12 protein-coding genes and 2 pseudogenes are annotated in these 16213 nt (G+C 62.9%); 8 read left to right on the forward strand and 6 right to left on the reverse strand.

Going from position 1 to position 16213, the window contains the following annotated elements; translation table 11 throughout:
• Positions 1–95 precede the first annotated feature (95 nt).
• Positions 96–686 (reverse strand): sigma-70 family RNA polymerase sigma factor, encoded by a 591-nt coding sequence (locus ACX80W_RS11035; protein WP_459283200.1) that lies wholly within the window; start codon positions 684–686, stop codon positions 96–98.
• Positions 687–1520: 834 nt separating this feature from the next.
• Here ACX80W_RS11035 and ACX80W_RS11040 point away from each other — a divergent pair.
• Both ACX80W_RS11040 and ACX80W_RS11045 read left to right on the forward strand, forming a co-directional pair.
• Positions 1521–2291, forward strand: coding sequence for a GVDTG sorting domain-containing protein (locus ACX80W_RS11040; protein ID WP_459283201.1), 771 nt, complete (start codon positions 1521–1523; stop codon positions 2289–2291).
• 140 nt (positions 2292–2431) lie between these two features.
• A complete protein-coding gene (locus tag ACX80W_RS11045; protein ID WP_459283203.1) occupies positions 2432–3040 on the forward strand; it encodes a flavodoxin family protein in 609 nt (202 codons plus the stop codon).
• Positions 3041–3332: 292 nt separating this feature from the next.
• On the opposite strand, the gene ACX80W_RS11050 is transcribed toward ACX80W_RS11045, so the two are convergent.
• The 4 genes and pseudogenes from ACX80W_RS11050 to ACX80W_RS11065 all read right to left on the reverse strand — a co-directional run bounded on the left by ACX80W_RS11050 (position 3333) and on the right by ACX80W_RS11065 (position 6541).
• Positions 3333–4109: an SDR family NAD(P)-dependent oxidoreductase gene (locus ACX80W_RS11050; RefSeq protein ID WP_459283204.1), complete on the reverse strand. Its 777-nt coding sequence runs from the start codon at positions 4107–4109 to the stop codon at positions 3333–3335.
• 46 nt (positions 4110–4155) lie between these two features.
• On the reverse strand, positions 4156–5397 hold the full coding sequence (locus tag ACX80W_RS11055) for a glycoside hydrolase family 15 protein (RefSeq protein WP_459283343.1): 1242 nt from the start codon (positions 5395–5397) through the stop codon (positions 4156–4158).
• A gap of 69 nt (positions 5398–5466) precedes the next feature.
• Positions 5467–6060, reverse strand: a pseudogene (locus ACX80W_RS11060) (trehalase-like domain-containing protein); the annotation flags it as partial.
• A gap of 34 nt (positions 6061–6094) precedes the next feature.
• Positions 6095–6541, reverse strand: coding sequence for a hypothetical protein (locus ACX80W_RS11065; protein WP_459283206.1), 447 nt, complete (start codon positions 6539–6541; stop codon positions 6095–6097).
• A gap of 2996 nt (positions 6542–9537) precedes the next feature.
• Here ACX80W_RS11065 and ACX80W_RS11070 point away from each other — a divergent pair.
• From ACX80W_RS11070 to ACX80W_RS11095, 6 genes are all read left to right on the forward strand, one after another.
• Positions 9538–9681, forward strand: a complete 144-nt coding sequence (locus tag ACX80W_RS11070; protein ID WP_459283208.1) for a hypothetical protein — start codon at positions 9538–9540, stop codon at positions 9679–9681.
• A 62-nt stretch (positions 9682–9743) separates the two neighbouring features.
• Positions 9744–10589, forward strand: coding sequence for a hypothetical protein (locus tag ACX80W_RS11075; protein ID WP_459283210.1), 846 nt, complete (start codon positions 9744–9746; stop codon positions 10587–10589).
• Between the two features lie 655 nt (positions 10590–11244).
• Positions 11245–12141 carry a ketopantoate reductase family protein gene (locus tag ACX80W_RS11080; protein WP_459283212.1) on the forward strand — a complete coding sequence of 299 codons (897 nt, stop codon included), beginning with the start codon at positions 11245–11247 and terminating at the stop codon, positions 12139–12141.
• Between the two features lie 61 nt (positions 12142–12202).
• Positions 12203–13411 (forward strand): cysteine desulfurase-like protein, encoded by a 1209-nt coding sequence (locus ACX80W_RS11085; protein WP_459283214.1) that lies wholly within the window; start codon positions 12203–12205, stop codon positions 13409–13411.
• Positions 13412–14010: 599 nt separating this feature from the next.
• Positions 14011–14367, forward strand: a complete 357-nt coding sequence (locus ACX80W_RS11090) for a YciI family protein (protein WP_459283216.1) — start codon at positions 14011–14013, stop codon at positions 14365–14367.
• Positions 14368–15430: 1063 nt separating this feature from the next.
• Positions 15431–15724 (forward strand): hypothetical protein, encoded by a 294-nt coding sequence (locus ACX80W_RS11095; protein WP_459283353.1) that lies wholly within the window; start codon positions 15431–15433, stop codon positions 15722–15724.
• A gap of 211 nt (positions 15725–15935) precedes the next feature.
• Here the strand turns inward: ACX80W_RS11095 and ACX80W_RS11100 are convergent.
• A pseudogene (locus tag ACX80W_RS11100) lies at positions 15936–16091 on the reverse strand (IS110 family transposase); the annotation flags it as partial.
• Between the last annotated feature and the right edge of the window lie 122 nt (positions 16092–16213).

Consider the following 16213-nt stretch of genomic DNA (forward strand, 5'->3'; position numbering starts at 1 on the left):
TCCGCCGACCCTCATTCACGGCAGTCCCGCACCCGAGCGCCCGAAAGCTTCTTGTTCGAGTGAGCGCGCATTGGAGTGGGCTGAACGTGCCGGGATCAACTCGCCCGGACGCAGGCGCCGAGCTGCCGTAGACCGTCTCGAATACGCGATTTCGCTGTAGGTTTGGGGATGCTCAGATGCGCGGCCACTTCGCTGTAGGTCATGCCGGTGTAGAAGGCCAAATGGATTGCTTCGCGCTGAAGAGCAGACAACTCATTCAGGCACGCGGAGACAGCTGCGCCTTCCAGACGGATGGCAACGGTGTCAAACACGTGGCCGCGGTCCACGTTCTGGTTTTTGATGCCCCAGCGAAGATCCCGTGCACGGTGGGACTGCTCCGAACGGACCTTGTCCACGGCTTTGCGGTGCGCGATGGTCAGAATCCACGACATGGCTGTGCCCTTGCCGGGCTCATACCGAGTGGTGCCTCCCTGCCAAAGGGTCAAGAAAACCTCCTGCGTGGTTTCGGCGCTCATTTCCGCATCCAGGACAACGGCGCGCACCAGCGCATACACCCGGGGCGAGCACTGCCGGTACAGCTCCTCGAAGGCTCCCTCGTCACGCTGGGTGATGCTGCACAGCAGATCCGACAGTTCCGCGGGGGACTTGCCTGCTATTTGGTAGCCGGGCGGTATGGGGAAAGACATGTGGTGAGACCTTTGAGAGGAAGATGAGGCGGCGCAGGACATGCCAGCGAGAGCCTCGACAGTGCCCACCAAAAAGAAGCACCGGCAGCGCAGAGGAGATCGCCCATCGGCAGCACCACGGCGATACTGCCCTCCCTAGGACTGAACCTAACCTGCCACCGCCCCAACATCAACCACTGCAACCCCATTAGGGCGCGGAATGGACGCGCGGTGTCTCCGGTGTCGTTAGTGCGACACAGCACCTGCGCGGCGAACGTCTTTCCAAGGGAACGGTGGATGCGTCCATGGTCCCGACAACCGGCGGGCTACAGCTATCCGGAAAGAGAGGGCTCCGGGTGAAAGAGCGCCGGTCTGCGTTCAGCGGGACTGACTGGCCCGCGGAGTGCTCCCAGAGGCGTGAAAACGCCGGGACCACGAGGAATCAACTCCGTATCGTATGTCCCGGCGCTGTCGGTCGGGGAACATGTCTCCGGCCAACCCACCGTCCCCCGCACATGAGGAAACAGAAACCATACCGCCGATTTCTGGGACTTACCTGACGATAGCCTGACCGGGAACTTCGTTCCACGGCTATGGTTCCGCCGGGCCGGCCGGCGACTGCCGCAGCCCCTGACCCCCGGCAACCCCGAACCTGCAAGTCACATCTGCACCTGCCGCCCCTTCCCAACCGGGACTATTCCTGCCACAGTGTGCATGCGGGAGAAATATAAGCCTGCTGGCTTTTTTGCAGGTGGTTTCATCCGCCAACCAATCCGGGCAGTAAAGCGTGACGAACAAACGATAGGCACACAATCGACGTGTGCGCTCACCGCACAGTGAAGGAAATTGATCTCCATGAACAAGAACATGCGGCTCCTCGCGGTACCCTCCCTCGCCCTGGGCATGCTGGCCCTTTCCGGCGCCTCCGCAATGGCGGCGGACGGCTCCTACTCCTCGACCCTGGGCCAGCTCAACGGCAGCACCGGCGCGGGCACCATCACCGTCGACGTCAAGGGCGACCAGGCGACGGTCAACCTGCAGGTCTCCGGCCTTGCCGAGACCTTCATGGACGGCCCCTACCCCCACGTCCAGCACATCCACGGCGGCGCCCAGGGCGTCTGCCCGACCCCCGCAGCGGATACCAACGGCGACGGCGTGGTCAACACGACCGAAGGCGCCCCGTCCTACGGCGGCATCCTCACCACGCTGTCCACCAGCGGCGGCACCGGCCCCGAAGAGGGCCTGAACGTCAAGCTCGGCGGCCAGGGTGGCAGCTACACCATCCAGCGCACCTTCGACATCAACGCCGACACGAAGGCTTCCCTCGAGGCCGGCACCGCCGTCGTCGTCGTCCACGGCCTGGACCCCGCAACCCTGAGCCCGGCCGCCCAGGAAGCCAAGAGCGACCTGACCCCGGACCTTCCGCTGGCAGCAACCTCGCCGGCACTGTGTGGCACCCTCGTCGCTTCCCAGATGGGCGCCATGCCCAACGGCGGCGCCGACACCGGAGCCACCCAGGAAACCGGATCCAACGTTGGTGCCCTCGCCCTCGGCGGCGGCCTCGTCCTGGCCGCAGCAGCCGGCGGAACCTACATGGTCCGCCGCCGCAGCACCGACCAGGCCTAAGCAGCACCAGCACGATCCGGCGCCGGGCAGGTCTATCCTGATCCCCTATCCGGCACCGCCGGCCACCGCCGGGGCTTCCCGCCCCTGCGGTGGCCGGCCCGGTTCCCCGCTCTTTGTTCCGTAACCCGGAAAGGACCGCCATGACCGAGCTTTCCGCCATAGCCCTGATCTGTTCCCTCACCCCGTCCCCCGCAGCCTCGAGCAGTGACCTGATGGCACACCATGTTCTCCAGGAACTGGCCACCTTGGGTGTCACCACCTCCTCGGTCCGGGTCGTTGATCACAATGTCATGCCCGGGGTGCAGACGGATATGGGCGCCGGCGACGACTGGCCCGCTATCCGGGCCCGGATCCTCGCCGCGGACGTCCTGGTTCTCTCCACCCCCATCTGGATGGGCCACCCGTGCAGCATCGCCCAGCGGGTGGTCGAGCGCCTCGACGCCGAGCTGTCCGAAACCGACGAAGCGGGCCGCCCCACCATGTACCAGAAGGTGGGCGTGGTCGCCGTCGTGGGCAACGAGGACGGCGCCCACAAGACCATCGCCGACATGCTGCAGGCCCTGAACGACGTCGGCTTCAGCATCCCGGCCCAGGGCGGCACCTACTGGGTCGGAGAGGCGATGCAGACGGTCGATTACCAGGACCTGAACGCCGTCCCGGAGAAGGTGGCAGCCACCACGGCCGGCGTAGCCCGCAACGCCGCCCACCTCGCCGGCCTGCTCCGCGACCACCCCTACCCCGCCGGATAGACCAACAATTGGTGCATGACACCCAATCTGCAACAGCATGCCCCTTCAAACGAACTGCCGCAGTTTGGAGAAGCGCTATTGGTTAATACCGGCCAAGGCCGCTGCTTGGATGCAGTCCTCCAACACCACGCGGTCCGAGTCCGCGACATCCCTCCAGATTGCCCCATGCGCTATCCAGAGGTGACGAACAAGCCACGTCTAGTACCGGCTTCGGCTGGCAGGTCGAAGGGCACCGGCCGGTGGGCTGTGACGCCACGGGCGGGTGGTCGCCCGTGGCTGGTGGGTGGTTCCATTAGGCTCCCTGTCCTGCCATCTGCATCAGCCCGCCGTCCATCACATAGGTTGTCCCGGTGACGTAGTCCGCGTCGGGGGAGGCCAAGAAAACCGCCAGACGGCCGATTTCCCTCGGTTGGGCTGCGCGCTTCAGCGGAATCGTTTGGACCTGCTGCTCGAGGTATTGGGGGTCGTCGATGGCTTTCTGGTTAAAGGGGGTCAGGACCATCCCTGGGGCGATGTTGTTGACGGTGATCCCGAGTTCGGAAACCTCGAGCACGAGCGTGCGCGTCAGGTTCCGCAGGGCACCTTTGGAGCAGTCGTAGTCGGCGGCTCCGGCGCGGGGCTGCTCTTCGTGGACGGAGGTAGTGTTGAGGATTTTGCCTCCGCCGCCTTGGTCCTTTCGATGATTGATGAAGTGTTTGCAGCAGATCAGCTGCCCGATGAGGTTGCTGCGAAGGGTACGTTCGAAATCGGCGATGTCGAGGTCGGCAACGTACGTTCCGGAGGCGTCGGCGCTGGCATTATTCATGAGGATGTCAATGTGGCCGAAGGCGGCGATTGCCGTCTTGAACATGTTGATGACCTGATCCTCGGACCCGTGGTCTCCGTGCACGACGACGGCTCTGCGTCCGAGTCCTTCGACCTGTTCCTTTGTGGAGGTGGCTCCGTCCTGATCGTGGAAGTAGTGAATGACGATGTCGGCGCCCTCGCGGGCGAACTCGATGGCGGTGGCCTGCCCGATACCCGAATCCGATCCGGTGATGAACGCGACCTTGTCCTGCAGCTGTCCCATCTGGGGTCCTCCGTTTACTTGTAGTGGGTCCGGTTGGTGGTGTTCCCTAACCCCGGTCTTCGGCCTGGGTAATGGCCCACGCCGCGTTGATCAGGCCGATATGTGAAAGGCCCTGCGGGAAGTTGCCGATCAGGGTTCGGTCCTTGATGCTGATTTCCTCGGAAAGAAGCCCGAGGTCGTTGGCATGCCCGGTTACGGTCTCGAAGATTTTCCTCGCCCGATCGGCCTGCCCCGCCATGGCCCGGGCGGTGGCCAGCCAGTAGGAGCAGATAATGAAGGCTCCCTCATCTCCGGCTCCTGTCCATCGTTGGACCAGGGATCCGCTGGACAGATCCCGTTCGATGGCGTCCAGGGTGGCGAGGATCCGCGGATCCTTTGCAGGAAGGAATCCCATGAGAGGCATTAGGAGGGCACCGGCGTCCAAATGAGCGGAGCCGAAGGCGCCGGTGAACGCTTCGGCGGTGCTGTCCCATCCTTGGTCCAGGATGGCGGCCCGGGCTTCGTCGCGTTCGGCTTCCCACACGGAAGCCCGGTCAGGGACAGCGAGTTTCGCGGCTAGTTTCACCGCTCGGTCAAGGGCGACCCAGCACATCAATTTGGACGTGAGGTAGTGCCGGGTGCCCTCCCGGCCTTCCCAGATTCCTGCGTCCGTTTCCTGCCAGGTTGCTGCGGCAAGGTCGGCAACTGCCACGAGGAAAGTACGGGTAGCTTCGGGCAGGTCCCCCAGCACGTTCCGCAGAACCCAGGCGCATTCGAAGATTTCCCCGAGGACATCGAGCTGTTTTTGGGTCCAGGCGTCATTGCCGATCCGCACGGGGCGGGACTGCAGGTAGCCGGCGAGATGATCAAGGGTGTGTTCGGTCAGGTCATGTTCCCCGCCGACCCCGAACATGACGGGCAGGTGCCCTTGGTCGAGGGATCCGGCGGAGGCGGTCATCCAATCGAAGAACCGTTGGGCCTCGTCTGGACAAGCGGCGGCCCAGAGGGCCTTGAGCGTCAGGCTGCCATCGCGCAGCCAGCCAAACCGGTAATCCCAGTTCGCGCCTTCGCCGGGTTCTTCGGGTAGGGAGGTGGTCGGGGCGGCCACCACTGCACCGGTGGGGGCGTAGGTGAGGGCCTGGAGTACGAGCGCGCTGCGGTGGACCTGGTCCTCATAGGCCCCGCGGTAGCTTCGGTGCATCTCGCTCCAAGATATCCAGGCCGTGATGGTGTCCTCCACTCCGGTGACGTCTTTCGCCACCGGGGCACCCCGGTCGGTGGAAGCGCTGTGCTGCAAGGAGAAGTCCATGCGCTCCCCGTCCTTGAGCAGGAACGATCCACCTAACCTGCTGTCCGCGCCCCTCAGTACCGGGGGTGCTGTCAGTGTCAGCCGGTCCGCGCCGCCGGTGATTTCCCACCCCGTGGGGGTTCGCGTGAAGTGCGGAGTGACCAGTCCGTACTCGGGTCGCGGGGCCACCTCTACCAGCACCCGGATCTGCCCGCGGGTTGCCTCAACGCGGCGCAGCAGCACGTGCGGAGATTTCTCCCCAATCCCATGCCCGCGCTCCCCCGGACCCAGAGACAGGCAATCGGTCAGACGCATGGACCCGCGTGGGCAGTGGAACTCTGTTTCCACGACCATGGTTCCGGGCAAGTAGCGGCGGGACACCGTGTACTGCTCCGCAGGGCGGATGACCCAGTGGCCCGCGTGCGGATCGAGCAGCCGCCCAAAACTACTCGGGGCATCAAACCGTGCCGGACACCACCAGTCGATTGATCCGTCCCGTGAGACCAGAGCCGCTCCCTGACAGTCACTGAGCAGCCCGTAGTCCGCGATGACCGCAGCCGCGCGTCCCTCCCCGCCGACAGATTCAGGGTCCATCTCTCTCCTCCACAGCATCAGGTGGAGTTCCCACTGCCTGTCGGAGGCTGACTCCACCGGATCCGGGATCACCGGTCGCGGGAACGGCATTGTGGTCGGCGGCGGCTTCCTGCCGGTCGGTTTCCTACCGTGTTTGGGGTGGGGCGAGAACGTTGTCGTAGAGCACCCCGGTCGCCGCCGCCTGAACGAGCTTGTTGGTCAAATCCACGGTCCAGTCCTTCGCACTCCACGTTCCGGGCTGATACAGCCCTAAGGCCGTGTTAAGCAGCACATCGGTGCTGTAGACGACGGGGAACACCACGGCCACGGCTTTGGCTCCGCGCAGGCCGGCATGGGCTGTGATTCCGTAGGCAGTGCCCCACATGGTGCCCAGCGCGTAGTGCGTCACCGTGTTCAGCCGCTCGCGCCCCTCCTGCGTCTCCGGGTGAATGGGCAGGACGCGTTCGGCGAAGTCCGCCGGAGCGTAGCTGGCTTCCCGTCCGGACAGGGGTATCTCCACATACTTCTGAAAGGCCGTCATCACCGCGGTTCCTGCGACTCCGGCCACCATGCCGCGGAGTATTGATTCCATTAGGGAAGTCTTCTTCTTCGGCATGCTGTGAGTATGGTCCCCCGCGGTGGTGTCCGCAACCAATTCCCGGCGGATTGCCCCGGCCCGCGTTGTCTCCGGAGCAACCACAGATCAATTTCTTCTTGGTCTAACGCACAGGGCTGCTCATCCGCGCCATCTACGCCCTCCTGCACGACGATTTACACCAGTACAGGGTCTCCGCCGCTTCGCATCGCCAGGCCGGATCCACCGCCACAGTGGGGGATCGAACTATGGGACACCGGAGCTATTCGGTGCCGGATTTCCCGATAAGGAAACCAATCGGGTTCACCCATGGCAAACGCCGCCTCGCTGGGATCCCTGCCGGGAGCATGCGCCTCCATGCCGCAAAGGATGCGCCCTCCGGTGGGAGTCGGCCGAAAGTCTTCCCGGCCGCCACTGACCAACTCCGGCCTGGTAGCCGAGATGGAAGGGCCCGGCATGGCGGGCCGCGGGACCGATACAGTCCGGGTCCGCGCGGACCGATCACCTCCCCTATCGATCCCATAATGAAGTTCCGGTGGGCGTCGCAGGAGCTTCGTCGGCGGCACTGACCCTGAGCCTGATCGGCGGGGACTGTCCCGCCGGATCAACGGGTGCGCACTAGCCCGCCCGGATTCTGAAGGGTTTCTGGGCAGGCGCTTTATGCGCCCGTAGACTATCCGCCATGGGCGGCGTCGGGCGGCTATCCGGGTGGGCGTTTGGCGACGCCAGGCGCGAAGCGGAGCCCGGTTACCTTGATCAGTTGAAGGAATACGCGCGGCACCTGGCTGAACAGGAAGCCTCCAATTACAGGGTTCCGGTCCTGCCCGGTTCCGAGGAGTTCACCTTGTGCAACGAGTCAGATCGATCCGGGTGTGCTCGGACTGACCGGGAGCGACTTGTCGTCCGCTGCACCGTCCTTGCCCCTGGTCTGAAGGCGGTTCCCGCTCCACGCTGAGCCGAGGGAACAGTCCGCCTACCAACTGGCTTTTCACCTTGACAAGCAGGACATCAAGGAACCGCTCGAGTGGCCCCCGGGGACCGGGGGCCTATTCGGCCTCCTCCTGCGGACCGGCGGGGTCCTCGTTGTCGGGCAGGTCCGTGGCGGATGGCTTTGCCTGCCCGTGTGTAGGCGGCGCTGATGCACTCCTCGAGTTTGATGCGCTCGTTGCGCCATTCGCCGCGTCCGCCGAACTGGATGGCCTCCACCTCCGGTGCGGATCAATCGGCGGATGGTGGGGTCCTTGGTAGTGACCTCCTGGGCCGTCTACTCCAGGGTCAGGAAGCGCAGCGGTGCGGGTTGTCCGCTCCCGTCCCCGGTCCATTCCCTCATCGAATCATCCTGTCTGAGTGTCTTCTCGTGTGGGCGGTAGTGGTTCAGGTGAGCATATACGGCACCTGCTGCGACCATTCCGCTGCCTGCCCGTCACCGATTTAGGGAGGTCCGTACCGTCAACCCCACCGGTTCCACGGTCCATGGACATGGACCTGACCCCAATTTGCTTGACTCCTGACCATACGGAGCCGGCCGGGGCTAAAAGTCATATGACGGGGTCGGAGGGTCGGGCCCCAGATCCCCCGTGGCCGCCTTCTGTGTCCCTGTAGCCGCCAGCGAACACACCGGACGTCGCAGCAACCGAAGTCCGCTCGCGGTGATAGTGCTCATCAGTCGTTGGGTTTAGGCGGCTGCCCCACCTGAGCTGCTCGGCAAGGCGCACGACCAGGTCAAAAGATTCCACCAAAATCATGCACCTACACCGCCACTCCCCCATGAACTAGCAAGAAAGCCCAAACCGGGCTTCGCGAGAGAAAGGAGCCACTCCGCCCCCGGGAAACCGATATCCAGCCACCAAAACCGGCAACCGGACCGCAGAATTGGGCCGGCTGTCCACAGTCAGAGAGCAAAAGGGCCTCTGACTTGGGGAAATATGTGCCCGAAGTGGGACTCGAACCGGACTCCAGGCCCTGAAAATCCGCCACTCCCCCCGAAAGCTCCCTAATCCGGCCCATTCCGGCACCGGTACGGCCCAGTCCGAGGCCCAAAGTGTGGACAGTGTCCACACCCCCAGCTTCTCCCCAGCAGAGTGCCTCACCTTAATCGGCCGCACCCCGAAACAGGGTGCGGCGCTTGATCGTCATACTGAGGATCGAACTTGACTGCTGTAGGGGTGCTGATCGAGCTCTCTGCCACCGGTTGGGCATGCCGCACGGCTGGTGAGAAGCTCGAGCCTGGGCGGACGCACGCTTCTTATCTCCGACGTGTCGAGTCCCTGCGCTCATGGTACGGCGTAGTCAGCAAATCTCTGTCAATGAATGACCACACAGGGTTCGTCTCCCAGTACCCAGGCGTCGTGCCAAGGGGCCATGGGGAGCCGGCGCTTCGCCCAGAACGGGAATCTGCTCTTGCGCTATCAGGCCCCCTTGGTGCCTGCTGAGCTCGGCGTCCACCCCAACCACAACGATCAGGGGGGCTTCGCCGTGCTGTGGCCGCGTGGCATCGTCAAGCGGGCGCGGATAACATCGGGCGGGTCAAAGGAGGTTGATCTGCGAATTTAGGTCCCATCCCACGGTCTCGAGCAGGGCCCACCGATGCCTTTACCTGGCCATCCTCACCGGACAAAGACGGCGTGGGGTCAGCACCCAATAACGATGATGCGCCAACGATGCCCCCCGTCATAGTGCACCTCGAAGAGAGCCAGAGTGATGTGTTCGCTCGGCGCCCTGATTCAGCTCGTAGGTAATCTACGGTAGGTATCTGCACGTTGCGCCCCCCCCGTTCCTAAATGCCGGAATCGTCGAGTACATCGGGAATCCAAGCCAACGCGCCATATTTTTTCTGGGGCTCCCTCAGCCATATTGGAGCGTCCGTGAGAGGGAGGCCGAGCGCTCATCCGGATCGGGAACCAATATGGTCAGTCCTATCTTTTAGACTGCCTTCAATGCCCTCTTTTTCCGAGTGGCAAAGCTGGTGAAGCGTCAACCGCACAGGAGTTCAGATGTCTGAGAAGCAGTACCGCGACAAACTGGCGCAGCTTGCAAAACAGGAAGCGGCGGAACGGAGCAATTTCGCCAAAGCTAACAGTGCAGCGGCCAGGTTCCGTGCGGGCGCCTGTCGCTTTATTTCCCATCTGCTCGACTAATGCTGGATAGACCGCTTTGACCGTGATTCCATCGTGGATTCTGACGAAATGAGGGCGACAAAATGGCGAGAAGGAAACTCGATGTCGAAGTTCCCGATGGACAGCATCTTGGGTTCTCAAGAGACACTGCCGGTGCGTATCGCGCCCATCTCTTCGACGATCAAACGAACGATCTCGTGGGTCATGCGGAGCTATTCGAGCCCAACGAAGATGACGAAGATCCACCGCACATTCAGTACATCTATGTTCCGGATTCGGGAGCAACAGAGCATCGCGAGCTTACGGCAGAAGAACTCGCCGCAGCGGTTGTGGCCCTGGTTCGCCTTGGCATCATCGTCGCGACTCTCGCGGCTCGAGCTGCTCCGCGCGTCAGGAGATGGTGGCATAGGGCGATCCCACCCATCAAGTCGACGAGCGATAGCGCGTTCTTGACCATGAAGTCAACGTGGAATCGATTCTCCGGATCGAGCAAGCGCGGGGCGGCCCCTGCTGTGACGATTCCCGGAAACGTACCCGTGCGGGCCGAATCCTCCACGGAACTTGTGGTTGCGTTCCAGGACTATCGAAACCGCATGAGCAGCGCAGAGGCACGGAAACGCTTCGTCGCGGCTGTAATGGCCCGAGCATTCAGTGAAGAACAGCTGAAAATGCTGCATAACGTAAAGATCGGGGACGAAAACGATCCAGCTACCTTAAGGGCCGCCATGGAGGCACTCACCCCCCAACAGGTTGGAGAGACCATCACATCGCTGCTGGAAAAGAATCAATCCCTCCTCGACCGAGCGTCCTTGGCTGAGCTCGGATCGATTGTCGGAGAGATTCGACCCGATGGCGAGCATGTGCCGCTGACAGTCGAAAGGGTGAATGCACTGCCCCGCGTAACGGGAGGGCAGGTTGGTTCTTGGTAAGAGGGGACCATGCGCCCATTCGATCGAAGGACGCGCTGTGTATACCTCTGCGGTGATCCTGCACAGTGGAGGCTGACGGCGTGCACCAAGGGATCCGCTTGCAGGCGGTCAACTCGTTTTCTGTTTCTGAATGTTTGGCCGCAGCGTCCGCGCCTCGCAATGGATGGGTTTCATGACACAGTGGTGAGACACGACCACTCCCCCATCTCTGCTGGTCCTTGTGTATCTTGCTACGTTGTCTTCCAACCAAGTGCGGCAATGCCGACAGGAAGTCGGTTGCAAGACAGTTTGCGGTACTCGGCATCGCGGAGTGGCTTAGCCTTCTCGTCCAAACCCGTTCCATCCACGCAGTAACGGACTGGGTAGGTTCAGGTGAGGGTGAACGAGGGGAGCTAATGGACGGATGGGGCCGGATCGACGGCGGAACAAGCGTGAGTTCTGGCTTCGACTGCTGCCTTCCCCTTGGCCGGGGCTCGCCCCGTACCGGTTTCCGCGTCCGCGGGCGGGTGCGCGGTGGGCAAGGAAATCGCGGTCTTCCGCCTCAGCCGACGCCACCAGGTTCCGCCGGCCAGGGTCTGACGCTACCGGCGGCTACACACTGCGGGCGCGTTCATCCGCCTGTCATGTGGTTCGTTATTTAGGAGAAGGAATTATTGTGCGGATACTCGTTGTAGGGGCAGGAGCCACCGGAGGCGCCTTCGGAACCCTGCTGCAGGAAGCAGGGAGAAACGTCACGTATCTCGTTCGTGATCGCAAAGCAGAAGCGTTGCGCCGTGACGGTTTACGGTTCGTATCCCCCGATGCCGACCGGACCCACGCGGTGCAGTTCCTCACGACCGCCGACACAGCGCCGGCCTTCGATCTCGTGCTCATCGCCGTGAAGGCGACTGCCTTCTCCTCCGCGGTGACGGACATTCACCCGTTGATTGACGCGGACACGCGCATCCTTCCAATCCTCAACGGCATGGCTCACATCGACCAACTCCAAGCAGCGTATCCGGGACAGGTACTTGGCGGTTTGGCCCGCATTGTGGCGACCCTCGACGGGCACGTCGTTCACCAAAAGACGCCCATGAGCTCACTCATGGTTGGCTCCCTGACAGACGCTCCGGTCCCGGACGACATCCGCGACGCACTTGACGTCCCGGGCATCGACTTCTCGGTTACCGATGACGTGGTGGGCGCCCTATGGGACAAGTGGGCGTTCATCGCCGCTGCCAGCGTCGTCAACTGCCTGTTCCATGCTCCCATCGACCGCATTCTTGATGCCGGCGGCGAGGGCGCGATACGAGCGGCAATCGAGGAGCTCGAGGCCGTCGCCACCCAGTCAGGACACCCGGTGTCGGATCCGGCGCACCGTCAGGCAGTGGCGCTCCTGACTGAACCGGGATCCTCCTTCACCACGTCGCTGTACCGGGACCTCGCGGAAGGACTTCCATCAGAGGTTGACCATATCCTCGGCGACTACGCACTCCGGGCGAAGGCGCTGCAGCAACCCACTCCGCTCCTCGACCTGACACTCATTGCCATCAGAGCAAACCTCTCGAACTGATCCATTACAACTCGTACCCGCACCGTTTCCCGTATCGACGCTCACCTGAGAAAGTGACAACATGACCTTCGACATCGCGTCCTTCCGGGCGCACTTCCCCGCCCTGCTCAGCGGCACCGCATATTTCGACGGGCCCGGCGGAACGCAGGCCCCCGCCGTCGTGGGAGCCGCGATAGCCGATGCCATCACCGGGCCGCTGTCCAACCGCGGCTTCGAAGTGGTCTCGCAGAGCAACGCCGAATCGGCGGTCAGCGGATTCCGGGCGGCGATGGCTGACCTGCTCGGGACACATCCCCGCGGTGTCATCTACGGGCGAAGCGCCACGCAGCTCGCCTACGACTTCTCCCGCTACCTCGCCAAGACCTGGCAGCCAGGCGACGAGGTCGTGGTCTCACGCCTGGACCATGACGCCAATATCCGCCCCTGGGTGCAAGCAGCCGACGCGGTCGGCGCCACCGTGCGCTGGATTGATTTCGACCCGGACACCACGGAGATCAACGAAGCGTCCGTCGCAGCCGCGATCACCGAGCGCACGAAGCTTGTAGCGATCACCGCCGCGTCGAACCTGCTCGGCACCATACCGCCGGTGCGTCGCATCGCCGACGCCGCTCACACGGTCGGCGCACTGGTCTACGTGGACGGGGTGCACTACACCGCTCATGCGGCGGTCGATGTGAAGGCGCTGGGAGCTGACTTCTTCGCCTGTTCGCCCTACAAATTCCTCGGGCCTCACTGCGGTGTTCTCGTAGCCGACCCGGAGCTGCTGGAATCGCTGCAGCCGGACAAGCTGCTGCCGTCCACGAACGAGGTTCCTGAGCAGTTCGAGTTCGGCACCCTCCCGTACGAGGTCATGGCCGGAGCCACGGCGGCCGTGGATTTCCTCTCCGCGATCGCGCCCGGCGCCGCAACCGGCCGCCGTGCGCGCCTTCTCGCATCCGCTCACGCCGTCGATGAGCACGAGCTCGCACTGCGCTCCCGCCTTGAGGCAGGGCTGGCCGATCTGGGCGGCGACCTCGCGCTGCACTCCAAAGCCCAGGACCGGACACCGACACTGCTGGTGACGTTCCCGGGCCGGTCCTCCGCGAACGCCTACCGGTTCCTCGCGGATCGGAACATTCTGGCGCCAGCCGGTTCTTTCTACGCGTACGAGGCCTTCCGCCGCCTGAACCTTGAGGACAGCGCGGCCCTGCGAATAGGTGTGGCGCCGTACAACAACAACGATGACGTCGACCGCCTACTGGCCGCGCTCGGCGAGTTCGTTGCTTCCTAGCGCGGGATAAGGGTTTCCCGTTGCACGGGTTATGCGCCGATGCCTGTAGCGACGACGAGCGGGATGCCGCCGGTTCGGATGGGTGAAGGGTGCCCGGGCCAACAACCTGACCGCAGCGGCCGCGGCCGCGGAGCCGCTCTCGAGCGTCTCGAAAACCTAAAGCTATCCAGGACAGGCGCAGCAGTCTCAGTTACTTGTCCTACCGTGTTTCGTCTCAGAAATTTTTTCCTCGAGCGTCTGTGGGTGACGATGGCGGGATGAGGCATCTCGAATTCACCAAGGCCAACACATCGGGCAAGGACTGGCAGGTCAGCTAATTACGCTCGTGCCGCAGGTGGGATCGGGCTGGTGGCCCCGGAGGTAAGTTCGGTGGACCTCTAAGGTCTGACGGGCGCGAGGTCGTGTTTCGTGTGCTCGCAGAGACCTCGGTCCATGCCGGTCACCTCGATAACATGCGTGCACTCAACGATGGACATCAGAACCTCGTCGTACAGTAGGCACACCCCCACACCTTCCTCGAGCCGTGTCCCCGCCCCGAAGCGAAGATCCTCCTTCGCCCTGAGGTGCCGTACCAATCCATGTCATCGAAAGGCCAACTGATGCCTCACTTCGCCATCCTCATCTACGCGGACGAATCCCTCCATGCTGTGGAAGCAGCAGAGTCCGAACTGGAGGAGAACGACCGACACGCACAGGGCCTTCAAGCCTCCGGCTCCATGACCCTTGCTTACGCCCTCACTCCACGCGCATCCGCCGTGTCTATTCGCCAAGACGGCACAACAGCCGGCCCCTTCGTGCATGCCGAGCAATTCGTGGCAGGCTTCTATGTCCTCGAAGCTCCCGACCTTGAGGCCGCCATAGCGATCGCCCGCCTGAACCCGGCAGTCCGCACAAGCACCGGCGGAGTTGAAGTTCGTCCCGTTCACAGTGGCGGGATCACAACTCCTACCGCGTGACAATCCACTCAACACCCTGCGGCGAGCGTCGCCACCAGTTGTTTCAGGCAAGGCCTCATGCCGCAACCACCACGGCTCTAACCGGGTGTTTTCAACTGGACTCTCGGTGGCAGCTTCGGCTGAACCGCCCGGCTAGGACGATGACCGGGTCAAGAAAACACTCACCCAAGTCATGTACCCACGCCGCTGCTCCCCCATGAACTACTGAGAAAGCCCAACCCGGCCTGCGCGACAGAAAGGCGGCACCCAGCCACTAGGAGAACTTTAAAACAGCCACCAGTACCGGCACCCGGACCGCAGAATTGGGCCGGCTGTCCACAGTCAGAGAGCAAAAGGGCCTCTGACTAGGGGAAACATGTGCCCGAAGTGGGACTCGAACCGGACTCCAGCCCTTGCGAATACTGGGCTCCTCAGGAAACAGGAATCCGGCCCAGTCCGACCGATGTACGACCCGATCCGAAGCCCCAGGTGTGGACACTGTCCACACCCTTCCTCAAGACTGCCGCACCCCGCGCTGACAGGGTGCGGCGCTTCTTTGCCGTGAGCAATCCGATCCTGCCGGAGAGATTCAACCGCGGCCGTGACCGGGTGGCGCACGCGCTCGTTACCGCATCCCGGGCACGCCGCACTCCGCACGCCATGCACGGTCTCCAGACTCTCCATCACGACGTCACCTCCCCTCAAACCATTCATAATCCGAGGACTGGTGTGCCCGATGCCGGCGGCGCCGGTTGGCGCTGTGGAGCGGGGGCGCATAATCCGAAGGAGTCTCAATGATGTTGTCAGCCGCTCCCGGTTCTCCCAGCCCTACTCCTGCCAGGACAATCAACGCCAGTTCTTCCTGGGTTCAGCCGGATGAACCCACGATCTGCGGCGGGTTCGCTGTCGTAGTAATTCCAGGTACTGGCCAGGGTTGCATCAATCGGTACCAGCAAAGGCAATCGTCGCCGTGCAGCACCGAGGGTGGAAGCTTTCGGTTGATGCTGGCCAGCCCTCTATTGACTGCTATACCCAGCGGAGGATCATCGGAGTACAAACATCGGCCACGATGATGGAGGACAACATGGCAACCAACAACGGCGGCAGCACACCAATCCAAATTGAGATGGTGTCTGGATCCTCCGCGGACGCCGCGGCCTCACAGATACCTGGTGCGATCAGAGCCGCAGCACTCACGCCAGGCGTGGTGGCTACAATCTTTGCGGCCGACGACGGCGAAAGGTCGTTCTATAAGGACCGTGCCATTTTGCGTGCCGGCGGCTCAGGCCAGACCTATACGGGCACGTCGGGACCCACTCCTGAGATCGATTTCTCGGAATCATTTGATGTCGGCGGCGCAGTCGGAGACGGCGAATAAACCTACCGCCGTAGATTTGCGCAATGGTCGAATCACCGGACAGTAACGCATCGCTCGCTGCAACTATTGAACGCGCAGGTAACGACGCCGTCCGAAACGGCAGTAGACGGGCGCGACCGGGTGGCATCGAACCGGGCATTCGGTCACGGAAAGGGGAGATCCTTACTCCAATACATCGCGCCGCCCGCGCATGGGGGGCTGGTTGGAGCCCATAGGGAAGGTTGTCGCGGAGCATGGCCCAGAGGACGTTCAGTCGGCGCCGTGCCAGGCGGATGATTGCTTGGGTGTGTGATTTCCCTTCGGCGCGTTTGCGGTCGTAGTACGTCCTGGAGGGCGGATTGCTTTTCAGACTGGACATGGCCGATAAGGTGTCCCATACACTCCAATGTAGGGGAACTCGATGCACTAGCTCAGAAGTGACACATAGATTTTGGCACTGAGTATCGCTACAGGAATGGAGCTTGTAGAGGCACTTCGCTGGTGCTGAAC

This window comes from Arthrobacter melezitosi (assembly GCF_054511055.1).